This is a genomic window from Haloarcula quadrata (assembly GCF_003634715.1).
GTDB lineage: Archaea > Halobacteriota > Halobacteria > Halobacteriales > Haloarculaceae > Haloarcula > Haloarcula marismortui.
The window spans coordinates 684,511-699,511 of record NZ_RBWW01000001.1; the positions used below are offsets into that span (position 1 = coordinate 684,511).

The 15,001-nt window shown below is 53.9% G+C and carries 13 protein-coding genes and 1 tRNA gene; 8 read left to right on the top strand and 6 right to left on the bottom strand.

All coding sequences use genetic code 11. From position 1 onward, the window contains the following. The first annotated feature begins 85 nt into the window (after positions 1-85). The 5 genes from BDK61_RS03535 (at position 86) to BDK61_RS03560 (ending at position 4,272) form a co-directional block, all read left to right on the top strand. On the top strand, positions 86-475 hold the full coding sequence (locus BDK61_RS03535) for a DUF4870 domain-containing protein (protein ID WP_121302316.1): 390 nt from the start codon (positions 86-88) through the stop codon (positions 473-475). A 256-nt stretch (positions 476-731) separates the two neighbouring features. Beyond that, the gene (gene tuf, locus BDK61_RS03540; RefSeq protein WP_004959067.1) at positions 732-1,997 is read left to right on the top strand and encodes a translation elongation factor EF-1 subunit alpha; all 1,266 of its coding nucleotides are present in this window, start codon (positions 732-734) and stop codon (positions 1,995-1,997) included. 3 nt (positions 1,998-2,000) lie between these two features. Beyond that, positions 2,001-2,312, top strand: a complete 312-nt coding sequence (rpsJ, locus tag BDK61_RS03545) for a 30S ribosomal protein S10 (protein WP_004590697.1) — start codon at positions 2,001-2,003, stop codon at positions 2,310-2,312. A 138-nt stretch (positions 2,313-2,450) separates the two neighbouring features. Then, a tRNA-Ala gene (locus BDK61_RS03550) sits at positions 2,451-2,522 on the top strand. Between the two features lie 751 nt (positions 2,523-3,273). Beyond that, positions 3,274-4,272, top strand: a complete 999-nt coding sequence (locus tag BDK61_RS03560; RefSeq protein ID WP_121302241.1) for a transposase — start codon at positions 3,274-3,276, stop codon at positions 4,270-4,272. An 8-nt stretch (positions 4,273-4,280) separates the two neighbouring features. Here the strand turns inward: BDK61_RS03560 and BDK61_RS03565 are convergent, their stop codons facing one another. Continuing rightward, positions 4,281-4,769, bottom strand: coding sequence for a hypothetical protein (locus BDK61_RS03565; RefSeq protein WP_121302317.1), 489 nt, complete (start codon positions 4,767-4,769; stop codon positions 4,281-4,283). Further along, positions 4,766-5,278, bottom strand: a complete 513-nt coding sequence (locus BDK61_RS03570; protein WP_121302318.1) for a hypothetical protein — start codon at positions 5,276-5,278, stop codon at positions 4,766-4,768. Before BDK61_RS03570 ends, BDK61_RS03565 begins: the two co-directional genes overlap by 4 nt. 244 nt (positions 5,279-5,522) lie before the next feature. Here BDK61_RS03570 and BDK61_RS03575 point away from each other — a divergent pair, with 244 nt between their 5' ends. Further along, a complete protein-coding gene (locus tag BDK61_RS03575) occupies positions 5,523-5,717 on the top strand; it encodes a hypothetical protein (protein WP_244209670.1) in 195 nt (64 codons plus the stop codon). 597 nt (positions 5,718-6,314) lie between these two features. Here BDK61_RS03575 and BDK61_RS03585 read toward each other — a convergent pair. After that, positions 6,315-7,460, bottom strand: coding sequence for an ISH3 family transposase (locus BDK61_RS03585; protein WP_121302321.1), 1,146 nt, complete (start codon positions 7,458-7,460; stop codon positions 6,315-6,317). A 64-nt stretch (positions 7,461-7,524) separates the two neighbouring features. Here BDK61_RS03585 and BDK61_RS03590 point away from each other — a divergent pair, with 64 nt between their 5' ends. After that, positions 7,525-8,466, top strand: a complete 942-nt coding sequence (locus BDK61_RS03590; protein ID WP_121302322.1) for a transposase — start codon at positions 7,525-7,527, stop codon at positions 8,464-8,466. 73 nt (positions 8,467-8,539) lie between these two features. Further along, entirely contained in the window at positions 8,540-10,690 is a 2,151-nt protein-coding gene (locus tag BDK61_RS03595; RefSeq protein ID WP_148709119.1) for a hypothetical protein, read from the top strand. A gap of 692 nt (positions 10,691-11,382) precedes the next feature. Here BDK61_RS03595 and BDK61_RS03600 read toward each other — a convergent pair. From BDK61_RS03600 to BDK61_RS03605, 3 genes are all read right to left on the bottom strand, one after another. Beyond that, a complete protein-coding gene (locus BDK61_RS03600; protein ID WP_121302324.1) occupies positions 11,383-12,147 on the bottom strand; it encodes an HNH endonuclease in 765 nt (254 codons plus the stop codon). Positions 12,148-12,336: 189 nt separating this feature from the next. Beyond that, positions 12,337-13,329, bottom strand: a complete 993-nt coding sequence (locus BDK61_RS22980; protein ID WP_148709120.1) for a hypothetical protein — start codon at positions 13,327-13,329, stop codon at positions 12,337-12,339. 301 nt (positions 13,330-13,630) lie between these two features. Beyond that, positions 13,631-14,905, bottom strand: a complete 1,275-nt coding sequence (locus tag BDK61_RS03605) for an IS4-like element ISHma1 family transposase (protein WP_121302325.1) — start codon at positions 14,903-14,905, stop codon at positions 13,631-13,633. Positions 14,906-15,001 lie beyond the last annotated feature (96 nt).

The following is a 15,001-nucleotide window of genomic DNA, read 5'->3' on the forward strand; positions in this document are numbered from 1 at the left end:
GGCGTTATCTACCAGAAACGCCTTTGAGTCAGCCTTATTTACGTGGATAGACGGTATTATTATACACTCTATTATATTAAAATATATGACAAGTCAAGCGACGGTAACGAATGTGGGTGCGGAGGCCGACGATGTCGTGTTCGGTCTCTCGGCAAACATCGCTGCGGCAGTCGCCTACCTCCTGCCGTTCGGTATCATCTTTCTCCTCACCGAGGACGACAACGAGTTCGTCAGGTACAACGCAGCACAGAGTGTTGCCTACACCCTCGGACTGTACCTGTTCCGTTTTGCCCTCAACTTCGTCTTCGGCATGATGCCAGGGTTCGTGTCTCTGCTGGTCGCGCCGTTCATGATGGTATTTAACCTCGCCATCTTCGCCGGCCTCGTGTTCATGGCGTACAAAGCCTTCTCCGGTGACCTGTTCGAGGCTCCGGTCTTCGCCGACATGGCGCACTCGCTCGAAGAATCGATTTAAGCGGCCGCCGTGTCTTTTGCTACCGTCGAACGACTGGCTCACCAGTCCGATGTCGGTACCTGAGAGTCCCTGGAAACGGCTGACACTGGCGCTACCGGTCAGTTGTCGAAACACACGCTCCGGGTGCCACACTACCATGCCATGGCGTGGCGAATCGCAAGAAAGCGACGGCCTGACGCTTACACGCTTTCGAAATCGTTTTATGAACCACCAGCTAATAAACCCGATACAGCGCCTCTGCGCGTGAGAGATAACAATGAGCGACGAACAACACCAGAACCTGGCCATTATCGGCCACGTCGACCACGGGAAGAGCACGCTCGTCGGCCGACTCCTGTACGAGACAGGATCGGTACCGGAGCACGTCATCGAACAGCACAAGGAAGAAGCCGAGGAGAAGGGCAAGGGCGGCTTCGAGTTCGCCTACGTCATGGACAACCTCGCCGAAGAGCGTGAGCGTGGTGTCACCATCGACATCGCCCACCAGGAGTTCAGCACCGACACCTACGATTTCACCATCGTGGACTGTCCTGGTCACCGCGACTTCGTGAAGAACATGATTACCGGCGCGTCCCAGGCCGACAACGCCGTCTTGGTCGTCGCCGCCGACGACGGCGTTCAGCCGCAGACTCAGGAGCACGTGTTCCTGGCCCGCACCCTGGGCATCGGCGAGCTCGTCGTCGGTGTCAACAAGATGGACCTCGTCGACTACGGCGAGTCCGAGTACAAGCAGGTCGTCGAGGAGGTCAAGGACCTCCTCACTCAGGTCCGCTTCGACCCTGACAACGCCAAGTTCATTCCGCTCTCGGCGTTCGAAGGCGACAACGTCGCCGAGGAGTCCGAGAACACGGACTGGTACGACGGCGAAATCCTGCTGGAAGCACTCAACAACCTGCCGGCTCCGGAGCCGCCGACGGACGCGCCGCTCCGACTGCCGATTCAGGACGTCTACACCATCTCTGGTATCGGGACGGTCCCGGTTGGCCGTGTCGAAACGGGTATCCTGAACACCGGCGACAACGTCAGCTTCCAGCCGTCTGACGTCTCCGGTGAAGTGAAGACTGTCGAGATGCACCACGAGGAAGTCCCGAAGGCCGAGCCCGGTGACAACGTCGGGTTCAACGTCCGCGGCGTCGGCAAGGACGACATCCGACGCGGTGACGTCTGTGGTCCGGCCGACGACCCGCCATCGGTCGCCGAGACCTTCCAGGCCCAGATTGTCGTGATGCAGCACCCGTCCGTCATCACCGAGGGTTACACGCCGGTCTTCCACGCTCACACGGCACAGGTCGCCTGTACCGTCGAGTCCATCGACAAGAAGATCGACCCGTCCTCCGGCGAGGTCGCCGAGGAGAACCCTGACTTCATCCAGAACGGGGACGCTGCCGTCGTGACGGTCCGCCCACAGAAGCCACTCAGCATCGAGCCGTCCTCCGAGATTCCGGAGCTCGGCTCGTTCGCTATCCGCGACATGGGTCAGACCATCGCCGCCGGCAAAGTCCTCGGCGTCAACGAGCGATAACGTATGTCCCAGCAGGCACGCGTTCGGCTCGCGGGCACAAGCCCCGAGGACCTCGACGACATCTGCGCGGACGTGCGAGAGATCGCGAACAAGACCGGCGTCGAACTCTCCGGTCCGGTTCCGCTCCCAACCAAGACGCTGGAGGTTCCCAGCCGCAAGTCCCCTGACGGTGAGGGGACTGCGACGTGGGAACACTGGGAGATGCGCGTCCACAAGCGGCTCATCGATATCGACGCCGACGAACGGGCACTGCGCCAGCTGATGCGCATCCAGGTTCCCAACGACGTCTCCATCGAGATCGTCCTCGAGGACTGATCCCCGGGGGCTGTCGCTTCGCGACAGCGTCGGTGTGCCACCCGTCCGAACCGCTGGCCGGGACAGTGTGAATCGCTATCGAAGGCCGCTCTCACGCGCAGGGTTTTTATAACTCCGCGTTCGAGTGGCAGACCACGCGGGCTCGTAGATCAGTGGCAGATCGCTTCCTTCGCAAGGAAGAGGCCCCGGGTTCAAATCCCGGCGAGTCCATACGCGCTCCGCGCGTTCGGTAATCGCAACACGTCGCCGCTTCTTTATAAAACCATTACACCGTTTGAGTAGTGTGTTCGCTCCGTCGCGCGGCACGCCTTGCCGGTAGTGTTTTGATGACTTTTTTGAGCGGTCGTTTCCCCGTTAGGCGGTTTCTGAAAGTTACAGAATATTGCCCTCAGAATTTGAGATTATATATCCCCATCCGAGGTAGTATTCTCTCCCCTCTTAGACACCGAGAAGGGCGCGAGTAAGTCACCTCTCCTGACTCCACCCTCATTTTCGAGAAGCTACATCTCAGGCGAGCGTATCCAGAGCTACCGCCAATCTTCGAAGTTCATCTGGCGGCTCCGGTCTTCCTTTCCTTCGAGTACGTCTGCGCCATGTCGAAAGAACGCAATTAGGTCCCTAATCTCTCCATCTTCATCTGTCCGACTCTCCAGCCCTGCTGCAATGTCTCTGGCCTCGTCAGAAGTGTAGTGTGCTGACTCTCCACGGCAGGAGACTGTGATACCATCTTCCTCTATGCTGGCGGTGACACTCTCGTCAGGGTTGTCTGCTTGGCGCTGAGTCAACAGAGCTTCGTACAGCTCTCGGTGAGGGATGGTATTTCTCAGGGGGCGAGAGTCTGGTTCAACACCGAGAAGGTCCCGCCGAACTCGGTTAGCAGTCTTTGTTTGACCGTCAGCAATAAGATTGGCAGAGCGTGTCATAGAAAGGGTCACATACGAAGCAGCAGGGTGCGGAAAGTGTGTCCAGCACAACCGCAACCCTGCAAGATTTGGATTCGGTAGACGCCTTCTTGAATGTCGCGGCTACCGAGACAGTACCGCTGTTTGAGCATCTTGAGTTCGAGTTTCTGCTAGAGTACGACGTGTTCGCCCCCGCTTCGAGGGGGCGAACACGGGTGCATCAGCCACCAGACCTCTTTCGCGGCTTTCTGCACTGCTACTACGAGGATGTCTACGGTACACGCCCGGTTGCACGAGAACTTCAGCACGGCCTCGTCTGGTACTATTGCGGGCTCGACAAACCGCCATCCAGAGACACAATCGACCGGTTTCTCACCGACCTAGAACACGTCATCGATGATGTTTTCCAGAGGCTCGTCGAGCAGGCCGCCGCCCGCGGCCTGCTCAACTCAACGTACTCTATCGATTCGACGCACGTTGAAGCGATCCAGTACAACGACGATGCGTCGTGGAACTACGATTCAACGGCCGAAGAGCACTACTACGGGTTCGGCTGTACGATCGTTTCGACCGGTTCAAAGATCCCGATTGCAGCAGAATTCACCCAACGCAAGCAGGCAGACGCTGAGACGGCGATGCGCGTCACAAAAGACGCGCTCGCCGTCGGGACACCGATCTGGATGCTTGGAGACAGTGCCTACGACATTCTTGAGTGGCACGACTTCCTGCTGGAAGTAGGGATTGTACCAGTCGCCCCGTACAACCCACGAAACACTGATGACCCGCTCGATATCGAATACAGGGTCGAAGACCGTATCAAGGAACACAGTGAGGAGGTTCAGCTCAAGCAATCAGTCTTGGATGAGACGTACAACCGCCGTACAGGAGTCGAACGCACCAACGATGCGGTGAAGGACTGCGGCCTCGGGCACGTTCGCGCCCGAGGCCGCGTCCACGCACGAACAGAGGTGTTCATTGCGCTGTGTCTCCGCATCGTTGTCGCAATCACAAATTTCGAGCGAGGAGACGACCCGGGTCGTGAGAAGCTCACACTATGAGGAGGATTCTATGACACGCTCTTGGCAATCAGACGGAACACGCGGGCCATTGGGACTGAGTCCTCTTCGCGGCTGTCAGTTGGGTTCACCTGTGGGCCAGCGACTTGCTGAACATTTCCTTCTGCGTCCACCTTCACGCGAGGAAAGTCCCCGGGTTCATGCCGGTCTTTCGGGTTGGCAGGGTGGTTCTTCCGGCCTGCCGTCTGCCCAAGGTGAATCATTAGACCCTGCGTGCCGGAGAACGTCTGATTGCAGTACGGGCAGAGGCGCGCGTGTTTCTCATTGTCGCGCTTTTCGGGATAGTCCATCTCAACCTCGCGCTCGCCGACAGTCTCCAAATGGTCCAGCGAGATATCATCTGGAACCTCTCCACGCGGGCCATGCCCGTCTCCGCTGGACCTGTTGATGTGGAGATTGACACCGCGCGCGAGCGGCGTTGCGTCACATCCTTCGACTGGACAGCGCACGGTGCGCTCGTCGTTAGAGTGGTCCGTCATTGGTTCACCTCGAAGTAGTTGAAGCAGGGAAGCCCCGTACCGTCAGGGCCGTTACAACGTTCGTCACCGTTCTCACAGGAGTCCGAGTCGTTGGTGACGGTTACCGTCCCGCCGTCTGTTTCGAGTTTGTCAGCCCCCGTCGGGACGCTTTCCGAGGTTGTCACCGGGAAGCCCGCCGCGGCGTTCTCGAAGTCCACAGCGGCTTGTAGGACCACAGGGCCACCAACTGTTGCGAGCGCGACCTTGTGCTTGCAGTCGTGGTTATCATCATAACGGTCGGCCTTACACTCACACTCTGCGGGGACGTGCAGGCCCTCACGCTCTTCCACGCCGACGAGGTAGGAATGGTCATTCTTCTTGAAGCCGTAGCTGGCGTTGGTTACACCTACGAGATGAGGTGCTTCGATGGAGAACTCGAAGGCTTTCCATCCGGCCCTCCGCGCTGTCTTTGCGTCGAAATTCAATTCCTCAACGACACGCTTTTCCGAACTGCTATCTGTAGATTGCATTGGTCTTTGTCACCACGAAGACCACCTGTCCGGTGTACCAGCACCGGGCGTTTTCGAACTGCAATGCCCCATGAGATAGGCGACCTTCGTATTTCTACCTTAGACGGTAAACAATTAAAACCACCGATTGTAGACCTTGGGGTGCGCACAAACAGGGTTAATCCCGTTCACGGTAGTTATTTACAGCCCACAGAACAAACGATAAGACATGAGTGACGGTTCAAAATCCGGACGGAAGCCCCGAGTGACTGACGAGGAAATTCTACAACTTTTCGAAGATACTGACGACCCTGTCCTTTCGACTGCCGAGGTGACTGAACAACTACCTATCAAGCGGAGTGCCACGTATAAGCGGCTATCAGCCCTCCAAGACGAGGAACAGCTGACCGGGAAAGACATAGGGGGTAGAAACAGCATTTGGTGGATTCCAGAGGAATAAGGTACGTTGCCGTCTGAATTCCGAAGATATGTACTGAAATAAAAACGGTAGTCATGGAGGATATGGCTTCATCTGATATTCAGTAGGCGGTTGGCACATTGGCGACCACCCCTGCCCCATACTTTTAGTAGCCAACCGCATTCAATGCTCAGTCTATTTTGCCGAATTTCTCAGATGTAGAATTACAATATTAAGAAAATATTGGGATATAACATCAAATAAGAAGGGTTATTTGTGCGGGTCTACTGTTTTTTTGATAGAGGCAGTTTCTCGGAGGATTTTAACCAATTCCGTCTGAGAGCGATGTGAGTTGCGCTACATCGACCGGAGCGTGTCATAGAAAGCGCCACATGCAAAGCAGCAGGGTGCGGAAAGTGTGTCCAACACAACCGCGACCCTGCAGGACGTAGGTTCAGTCGATCACATCGACAGCCGCGTAACCCCGTTTGATGACGGTGAACCAAACCGAACTAGCTGTGGAGCATCTTCGAACCGCTAGTGAGCATGATTTTCGGGATGGACCGTCGCTGTCGGCGGCGGACTGCCGCCGACGCGACAGTGTCACCACTGACGACCGCTGTCCGGACAGATGGACAGCTACCGGAAGAACCGGTCGTCAAGTGGCTGGTTCGCTGGAACAGTCCTGCGGACACCAAGTGCTGTCCAAGCTGCGCGGAGCGTCATTTCGCAAAACTCCGTGAACGACCACTGCAAGAGGCGGCGGCCCCCACGGCGGGGCGCCGCCACGTACCTCCAGTGGAGATATCGCCAACTGTTCTGAAGCAGTAGGCTCACTACAAACATTACCAACCGCAGTCCAGCATCCTGAGAACTAGTGAAAGCGAGGCTCTGCTTGGCTAATCGGTAGCTTGATTCGATGCCGAAGCGCTTGCTGTAGTGCTCTCGTGCATCTCGTGGCGTGTCGATAAAGGGCGCGTCAGCGGCGTAGCCGTGACGCGCCACCCCGTGTTCGTCGTACCGTCCCTGCTGGTACACGCAGTCGATGAACACAGGGAACTCCACCTCGCCAGCGAGATCGTGTTCGATCTCGCGGCTCCAGCCTTCGCTGAGTTTGTTTTGAATCGTCTCACCCCACTTGACGATCGGCATCACATAGGCGTAATTGTGCGCGTACAGCAGCTTGAGACAGGTGCTGTTGTAGAAACCCCGATCAAGGTAGACGGCCTTGACGCCGAGGTCAAGGCCGTCAAGGAGTTCCAGGAACTCGGCGAGGACATCGCTGGTGGTTTCGCCAGCGACGAGCTGGCGAACCGCCAGCGTGTACCGCTTGTTGCGTACGCGCACGTAGAGCGTCGCATAGGCGTGAAACGTCGTTGTTCCACGCTTGGCCTGTGAGGAGTACAGAGCCTCAGTTTCGTCCTCATCACCGTAGTAGGGATCGAGGTGGAGGTCTGCGCAGACCTCCACCGGTCGATCTGGCAGTGTCGCAAGCGCATCTCGTTGTAACAGTGTGTCTCCAACCGCCTCAACCGAATCAAGCTCAAACTGATCGGTAAGATGTCCACGCACGGTATTGGCGTGCGGTGAGTCGTCAGTCGTTTCGCAGACGTGGTTGATTGAGGTCCCGCCGGCGCTGGCGCCGGCGAGGACCTCGCACAATGTCTCTGTCGTGACCTCTACGTTCTCGTCGAGGTCTACCGTGAGCTCCTCTTCGAGACTGTTGACGACAAAATTAAGCAGGTGCTCTTCCTCTATCTCGCTGTCTGCTTGGGTTGACTGCACATCCTCTCCAAGCAGACGCTTACTCTAACCCGATGTGATCGACTGAGGTTCGGTTAACGACTTCTTGAATGCGGCGGCTACCGAGACAGTACCGCTGTTCGAGCATCTTGAGTTCGAGTTTCTGCTGGAGTACGACGTGTTCGCCCCCTCGGGGCGGGGGCGAACACGAGTCCATGAGCCACCAGACCTCTTTCGCGGCTTTCTACACTGCTACTACAAGGATGTATACGGCACACGTCCAGTCACACGAGAACTCCAGCACAGCCTCGTCTGGTACTACTGCGGACTCGACAAACCACCATCCAGAGACACAGTTGACCGGTTTCTTACCGATCTCGAACACGTCATCGATGATGTCTTCAAGAGACTCGTCGAGCAGGCCGCCTGCCGGGGCCTGCTCGACTCGACGTACTCCATCGACTCAACCCACATCGAAGCGGTCCAGTACAACGACGCCGCCTCGTGGAACTACGACCCAACAGCTGAGGAACACTACTACGGCTTCGGCTGTACGATCGTCTCGACCGGTCCAAAGATTCCGATAGCAGCGGAGTTCACACAGAGCAAACAAGCGGATCAAGAGACGGCGATGCGCGTCACGTGTGACGCGCTCGCCGTCGATACACCCATCTGGATGCTTGGAGACAGCGCATACGATATCCTCGATTGGCACGACCACCTGCTGGCCGCAGGGGTCGTGCCAATTGCCCCGTACAACCCGCGAAATACCGACGATCCGCTCGATATCGAGTATAGGGTCGAAGATCGTATCACCGAACACAGTGAGGAAGTTCTGCTCAAACAGTCCATCTTGGACGAGACGTACAACCACCGGATAGGAGTCGAACGAACTAACGATGCCGTCAAGGACTGCGGCCTCGGGCACGTCCGCGCCCGAGGCCGCGTCCACGCTCGAACAGAAGTGTTCGTTGCGCTCTGCCTACGGCTCGTCGTTGCAATCACCAACTACGAGCGAGGAAACGAGCCGGGCTGTGAGATGCTATGAGATGGATTCTATGACACGCTCTCGACCGTGTAGGTGTGGTCTAACTCATTCCCTGCTTCGTCCTAAACTACACTTGAAACCTGCAATCAAGACCGTCGGTAGTGACGTACAGAACATCAATTGGTCAGCTGTTTTCAACCTCGCCTTTAGCCGCTCATTGAACTTCGAAGCGGGCGATGCTCTGAAACGTGGAAATCTTGTGGCTGCTCTAAAAACCAGCGGGAAGGTCACTAACAACGCAACTGCTGGAAGAGTCATCCAAGAAGCCGTCAAAAACGATAAACTGCGGGAAACTGAAGATGGATACAAAATCGTCCGCAAAGGTCCCAGTACAGGCGATATCAGGCAGTCACTGAAGACGAGACTTCGGACAATGATGCAGAATGGCAAGAACGGCGTGATTAAGTCGCCGACCTCGTCGGGAAAGACGCACACTCCGAGTACTACCCGGTGGCGAAGCCATCCGAAAATTACTGAGGAACAACCCGTCGTCTTCCTATCCGGTACTACTGACGCTCGTGACGATGCAATAGCGAAAAGCAAAGATTCACACGCAACTGCTAAAGTCTTGTACGGACGTAAAGACGCTTGCCCACTCGCCAGAGGGGACTACGACTCAGATAATAAAGAGGGTAATACTCCTATAACCTCGCCGGATGGAACGGAGCCATCGGAGTGGTTCAAAACTATGTGCGAAAAGCGCGGGCTACATATTTCGGTCGTTCATGGCGAGTTTGAACGCAAATACCGCCATACTCTTCCCTGCTGTGAGAACGGTAAGGACTGTCCGTCAACAACGCAATGGACAGATGTCCCTCGAAACGGCGACGGGGAGATTGAGTATGATGTTCTCCATGCGACCCATCAGTTCGCTCGTGTCCCGCAACTCATCGAGGACTGCAACCTGATTATAGACGAGCGTCCAGATTTCACTCAAGACATAGCTCCCGGACGGTTGCACCAGATGGTCAGTAGCTATCTTGACGAAATTGACGCGCCTATAAAAACATGGGAAGACCTGATGGCAGGAATAACCGGAAACTTCGATGTTGACTTTGAGCCGCTTCGCAACGCACTCAAAGAACCGGATACCGGCTGGTTTATGACCGATTCCAATGCCCATGCTCTTGCCCCCGGCATCGTTAAAACGATTCTCACCGCCGAGAAGCGTCCTCACGACCGATGGGTTGGGACAACAGAATATACGTACCCCACCCTCAATCCCCATTTTGATGGACCAGACCAGCAGGTAACTATCCGTGTTGTGTTCAACGACCAGAATGATATCCGCCTTCTGCAAGCGATTCCTGACTTTAGCGAAGCCCGGTGTGTCATCGGTCTCGATGCCTATCCAACACTGCCGAAGTGGAAGGCAAACACGGTTTGGGATGTCGAAATAGAGAATATTGTCGACACTGACAACTTGCACAACTGGCGTCGAAATCAGCGGAATCTGACTATCGTTCAGGTAGGAGATAACAAGTACTCATGGACGAGAGAAGGGTACAATCACTCGAAAGTGAGCGTTCTCTGTAACACCCTCCGGCGAGAGTATGGGGCTGGATTCACAACGGGAATTACCTCAAAACGGTTCGTAGACGACCTTGCGGAACAACTGTCTGAAGCTGGGATAAATATACCCGAGACCATCTACTTCGGGAATGAAAAATCAGTCGAACACTTTGACTCAGAGCAGGCTGGCGTTGTTGCGGGTTGTATCAGCCCCAGTGACGAAGATATCAGAGACTGGATAGCACTTCTCGATAAAAAAGCATTTCCGAGACGTGACGAAGACGACAATTATCAGGGACAACAGTGGGTCGGAGAAGACGCTAATATTGCCATGGAACTTATTGCTGACGTTCGGGAAAAAAGAGTCCTGCAAGCCTGTGGGCGATACGCCCGTTCACCACAGCAACCAGACAACGGAGCAACTGTGTTTGTAATGACAAACGTTCTGCCTGACAAGTACATTGATAAAAAAATAGACAACGTAAGCGTGTTCCGAACGAAAGAAAAGGAGATTCTTGATTACGTCAGTTCAAGCAATGGAGTGGCCCCTCGGACCATTGAAGAAAACACAACCAGTAGTCGGAGACACGTCTACGATACACTCAAAAAGTGCCGTGACTACTCATGGATGCAGGTCAAGGAGCAACCGGGTCACAATGACCCAGATATATTCCATGCGGACTACAGCCCAGACGGATATATAGAAGTGTAGAATATCGTAGGTGTGAACTCACTCCTATTAAACATCTAATACCACATAATTCACACCCCACTGTTATTCCTCGGGAAGGGCGCGGGTTCTCCACCGAGGTTTTACCTAACAGCAACGCGCAGGTAAACCCCCGGCGGACCTTCCCGCTGTTAAAATTGCGGGGTGTAGCAGACGAAGAGACCAGAAAACATGACTTCATAATAAAGAGACTGTTGTAGACCGAAATTAGTAATTCAGCTCATACAACTTTAGGTAGCTCAATGATTCGATGGCGGGCTTCAGAGGTTGGCACATTGGACGGCGCTCGCCTCCAGTACTTTGGTAACTCCGATTACAGTACAGATGGCTCTCAGCCAGATTTTCGAGCTGTATTCATCGGGAAGGACCAGCGACGGCGCGGAGCTGGGGCGGCCTGTGGCCCTTCCCGCGGCTGACATTGCGATAGGGATTGGAGTCTTGCCTCTCTTCGAGTGACTCGCTGAACAAACTCTCGCTATTCATTCACTTCGGCTTTTGTTGACCAGTTTCGACTCCGCGTCAACGTTCCACACGAAATCAGGGGGATGAATCGTAGACCATGTTTCGGTTCAGGCATTTGCATACCGGCCCGCGTTATCGCTGTCTCACAATCTCAGATGCAATGGACAGGACGAACTTCATTGATAATAGAACGGTCGGGTCGGAGCTTGTAACTACCCCTCACCGAAGCTCTCGATGTTTTGGACAGTTTCCAGTAACTCTTGATTGTACTCCTCCCCATTTTCTCCGTGGTGAACTCGATAGTGACAATTTGGGCATAAGGCGACAACAGTTTCTATAGTATCTTCTCCTCCTTCGCTAAGCTCGTATATATGATGTGCGTGGAGATAAGGCTCGCCAGTCTTGCTTGTGAACGGGGCAGGATTCCCGCATCCTTCGCAGGTCCCATTGGCGCGCGCTTTTACGTATTCTCGGACCTTCGAGGAGCGACTGTATTCTTGAGTGGGATTAGTATTACACGTGGTACTTATTGAGGCATTTCCACTATTCTTCGCCTGTTTACGGAGCTTTTCAATGCCATCCAATCCTGTGACGTTTCCAGCTAACGTGGTTATTTCTCCAGAATTATTTTGACCCTTTTTATTAGCATCTCCTTCGTTTTTTTCTGGTAGTGGGAAAGCAGGTGATTTGGATTCCATATCGACGATATCTGTCTCTTCAGAAGTTCTTGGTTCTTCAATATAACGGTGAAGATAATCTGGAACAGGTGTATCAAGAACGTCTCTGATGGCTGATTCCCTGTCTCTGAACCCAATAGCCTGCCGCCAATATGTCCTACCTTCTCTTGACTCCTGATGATAATTGTACGGCCCGAAGTAACTGATTCCGCGTTCCTCAGCCCTGTCTATCAGGATATTCATCCGATTATTTATCAACTCCTGCGTAGTCGCAAGGACGGTGATTCGAATGTAGGCCATCCTTCATATAGAGTACACCGGTAGCACTGATATAATTACACCTGCCTGTAATTCTCTGAATAATGGTTGAATACCCGCCGAAAGCTAGTCAAGCCTGCTCATTTATACCTATGTATAGACAAATGTAGCCCCTCTGTTCATTGTCAGGCCGAAATTTCTAACCGGTTCAGTGAGCGAACTTCCAACGGGTTAGTCTCGTGTTCTCTCAAAGACGATGATGCCAAGAATTGACCCTGCTACTGTGGCAGCCGCACCACCTGAGCCTGCGATGAATACTGGCATTGAGTTTAGTAACTGAAAAGCGATGAATAGGAGAGTATTCCTGTCAATTTTGTCCCCATAACGTTCTAAAGCCTGATATGTACGCTGAAATGTAATCTGGGTTCTTACCTCATACAGATAATCTTCAATTTCTGACGCTGCGGTGTTCGAGTCCTCAAACGGCTCCTGAATATCATTTGCAGGTGAAACTGATGACTGTGAACTGGTTCCGACTGCACCAGATGCTTCAGGACTAATTATCAAACCAGTTTGCACACCGTTGCCAACATTATCAATTGCGTTGAATCCCGAAAAGATGGATGCATCAAACTTGCTTGCTGCGAGGATTGTAGGGAGGAGTGTGGTTTCCAAGCTATCTATCGCGCTCATCGTAGAGAATAGTGTGGAATCCAGTTGGCCCGTAGGATAAACGGCAGAGTCCAACTTCCCTATGGCACTTATAGTGGAGAATAGCTCGGAACCTAATTGTCCAATTACAGGATATTGAAGTGTGTCTAACTCACTCATCGCACGCAGAGTAGAAGATATTGAAGAATCAAGACTATTCAGTGAAGCCATAGTCGAATTCGTCACAGGATTCCTGAACGAACTTATCCTATTCATTGTTGATATAAGTCCGGAATTATTCAGAGAATCCATCGCCCCAAGAGCCGAGAATATCTCGGAGTACTCTAATGTACTCATCTGATTCAACACTGAGAACCTGCTTGAATCGTTCAAGGACTCTATCGGTTGGAGAGCAGAAAACGTCCCCGAGTTTTCTATAGAATTGAACGCCGCAATCGCTGATACTGACTCTGGTATTTCAGTAGTATCCGTGGGTTCAGAATCATCTTCGACTGGATTCGAATCCTCAGATTGATTCATATCTGCCTCAGACTCATCTTCACCGTCTGTCATTATTCAGGGAGAACTACCCTCGGAGAGTATATATGTGGTTTCCTGAGGTGCTTGAAAAATGGGACTTTTCCGCCTTGTTACGTGGAAACGTTCGTTACGCCACTCCAACTAGCGAAACAGACTGGTCTTGGTTCGGCATACGTGAGTCTACCCGGATTGAGTATCAGACCCAACAATGTATGATAGACAGTCCACCTACTCGTGTACTGACTCATTCGAGTGAAACAGAACGAACTTCCAACGAATTAACTCTGTCAACAAAACAATGAAAAATATAATTTCAATAGGCATTCGTCTTTAGCTAAGACTCACACCTCGGTTGTGTAGCGGTAGCGAGTGTCTCCTGTAAGATCGGCCGTTGCTGATGAATCTTCTGAGCGTCTTCGATTAGCCGCTCCAACAACGGCGGTGGCGAGTAACCGAGGTACTCGCCGAGTTTGTGGAGGATGAGCTGGGCGTGCGACCGGAAGGTCGCCGCCCAGCGTTCCGGCGGAAACACGATCTCATCGTCGGCCTGCTCGGTGACCAGATCCAACAACTCCCGGCTCACCAGCAGTGACAGCAACGCAGCGTATAGTAGAATTTTCACGACATCAGGGTTGTTCGTGTCGAATTCGTCCAGTTCATACTGCGTCTTCAACTCACGGAACAGAGTTTCTACTTCCCATCGACACCGGTACAGCGTCGCTAGATCTGACGGCAGGAACTCCTCTCTCGGCAGATTCGTTATGTAGAGATGGTAGTCGTCGGCGTCCTCGTTGCGGACGCCGACGACGCGGAACCGCTTCGTATCCAGTGACCGCGTTCCCTCGTACTGCCCTCGCTTGAATTCCGCTTCGACCTCTACGTCGATGTACTTCCGCGAGAGGTCATCGACCACATCGTGGATCTGCTTGCCCTCCAAGGGAATGGCGCGGCCGCGCCATTCCCGTAATTCCGCCGTTATCACCGGATTCGCGTTCTGCTTCAGCCGACTCACGAAGTAGCCATCGTTCTCGTCGATCAACGCGAAACGGCGGTACTTGAAGTACGCTCGATCGAACAGAACTAGCCGTCCTTGTAGCCACGAACCTGTGTTGAACAGCGTGCTGTCGTGCGTTTTCTCGTCCGTTACGTCGATCCGTTCAATTGTCTGGTCGGTGGCGTTGTGGAGCAGGTGGAGCTTCGCTCCAGCCTGCTCCTCGTGACGGGCTTGGAACTCATCAGAGAGGAATTCGTGCAACCGCAACACTGTTCCATCAGCGATCATCACGTCCCTGAATCGGTCGATATCAGCGTCAAAAGCGTCTGGAACAGCGACCTCGTCGAGGCCGCGCTCGACGAGGTCGCGGAGATACTCTGCCAGCGTCGGTGTCAACCGGTGATAGAAGCCGCCAGAAGAGATCGGTTCGTCAGCTGTGGCGTTGTAGCAGCGCCTGAACCCAGCGAGTGTTCGGCTCTCGCCTGCGGCGAAGCCGAACACGAGCGCCCACACGAGGACAGGAATCTGAAGCTTGCCTTCTCGCTCGACCACGCCGAGTTCCTCGGCGTGCTCTTCGAGGAACTCAGAGGGAAAAAGCGTAGTGAGCCGACGCATGATTCTCGTTGAGGAGCGAGGGTTGTGCACAGACTTCTCCTCCTCATTCCTCTCGAAAAATAGCCTCGATAAGCCGTCGCTGTCACGCGGTTCTCA

Coding starts and splice junctions, on each gene's coding strand:
- tuf (WP_004959067.1), top strand. CDS start 732: ATGAGCGACGAACAACACCAGAACCTGGCCATTATCGGCCACGTCGAC.
- BDK61_RS03535 (WP_121302316.1), top strand. CDS start 86: ATGACAAGTCAAGCGACGGTAACGAATGTGGGTGCGGAGGCCGACGAT.
- BDK61_RS03600 (WP_121302324.1), bottom strand. CDS start 12,147: ATGGCCTACATTCGAATCACCGTCCTTGCGACTACGCAGGAGTTGATA.
- BDK61_RS03570 (WP_121302318.1), bottom strand. CDS start 5,278: ATGCAATCTACAGATAGCAGTTCGGAAAAGCGTGTCGTTGAGGAATTG.
- BDK61_RS03605 (WP_121302325.1), bottom strand. CDS start 14,905: ATGCGTCGGCTCACTACGCTTTTTCCCTCTGAGTTCCTCGAAGAGCAC.
- BDK61_RS22980 (WP_148709120.1), bottom strand. CDS start 13,329: ATGACAGACGGTGAAGATGAGTCTGAGGCAGATATGAATCAATCTGAG.
- rpsJ (WP_004590697.1), top strand. CDS start 2,001: ATGTCCCAGCAGGCACGCGTTCGGCTCGCGGGCACAAGCCCCGAGGAC.
- BDK61_RS03565 (WP_121302317.1), bottom strand. CDS start 4,769: ATGACGGACCACTCTAACGACGAGCGCACCGTGCGCTGTCCAGTCGAA.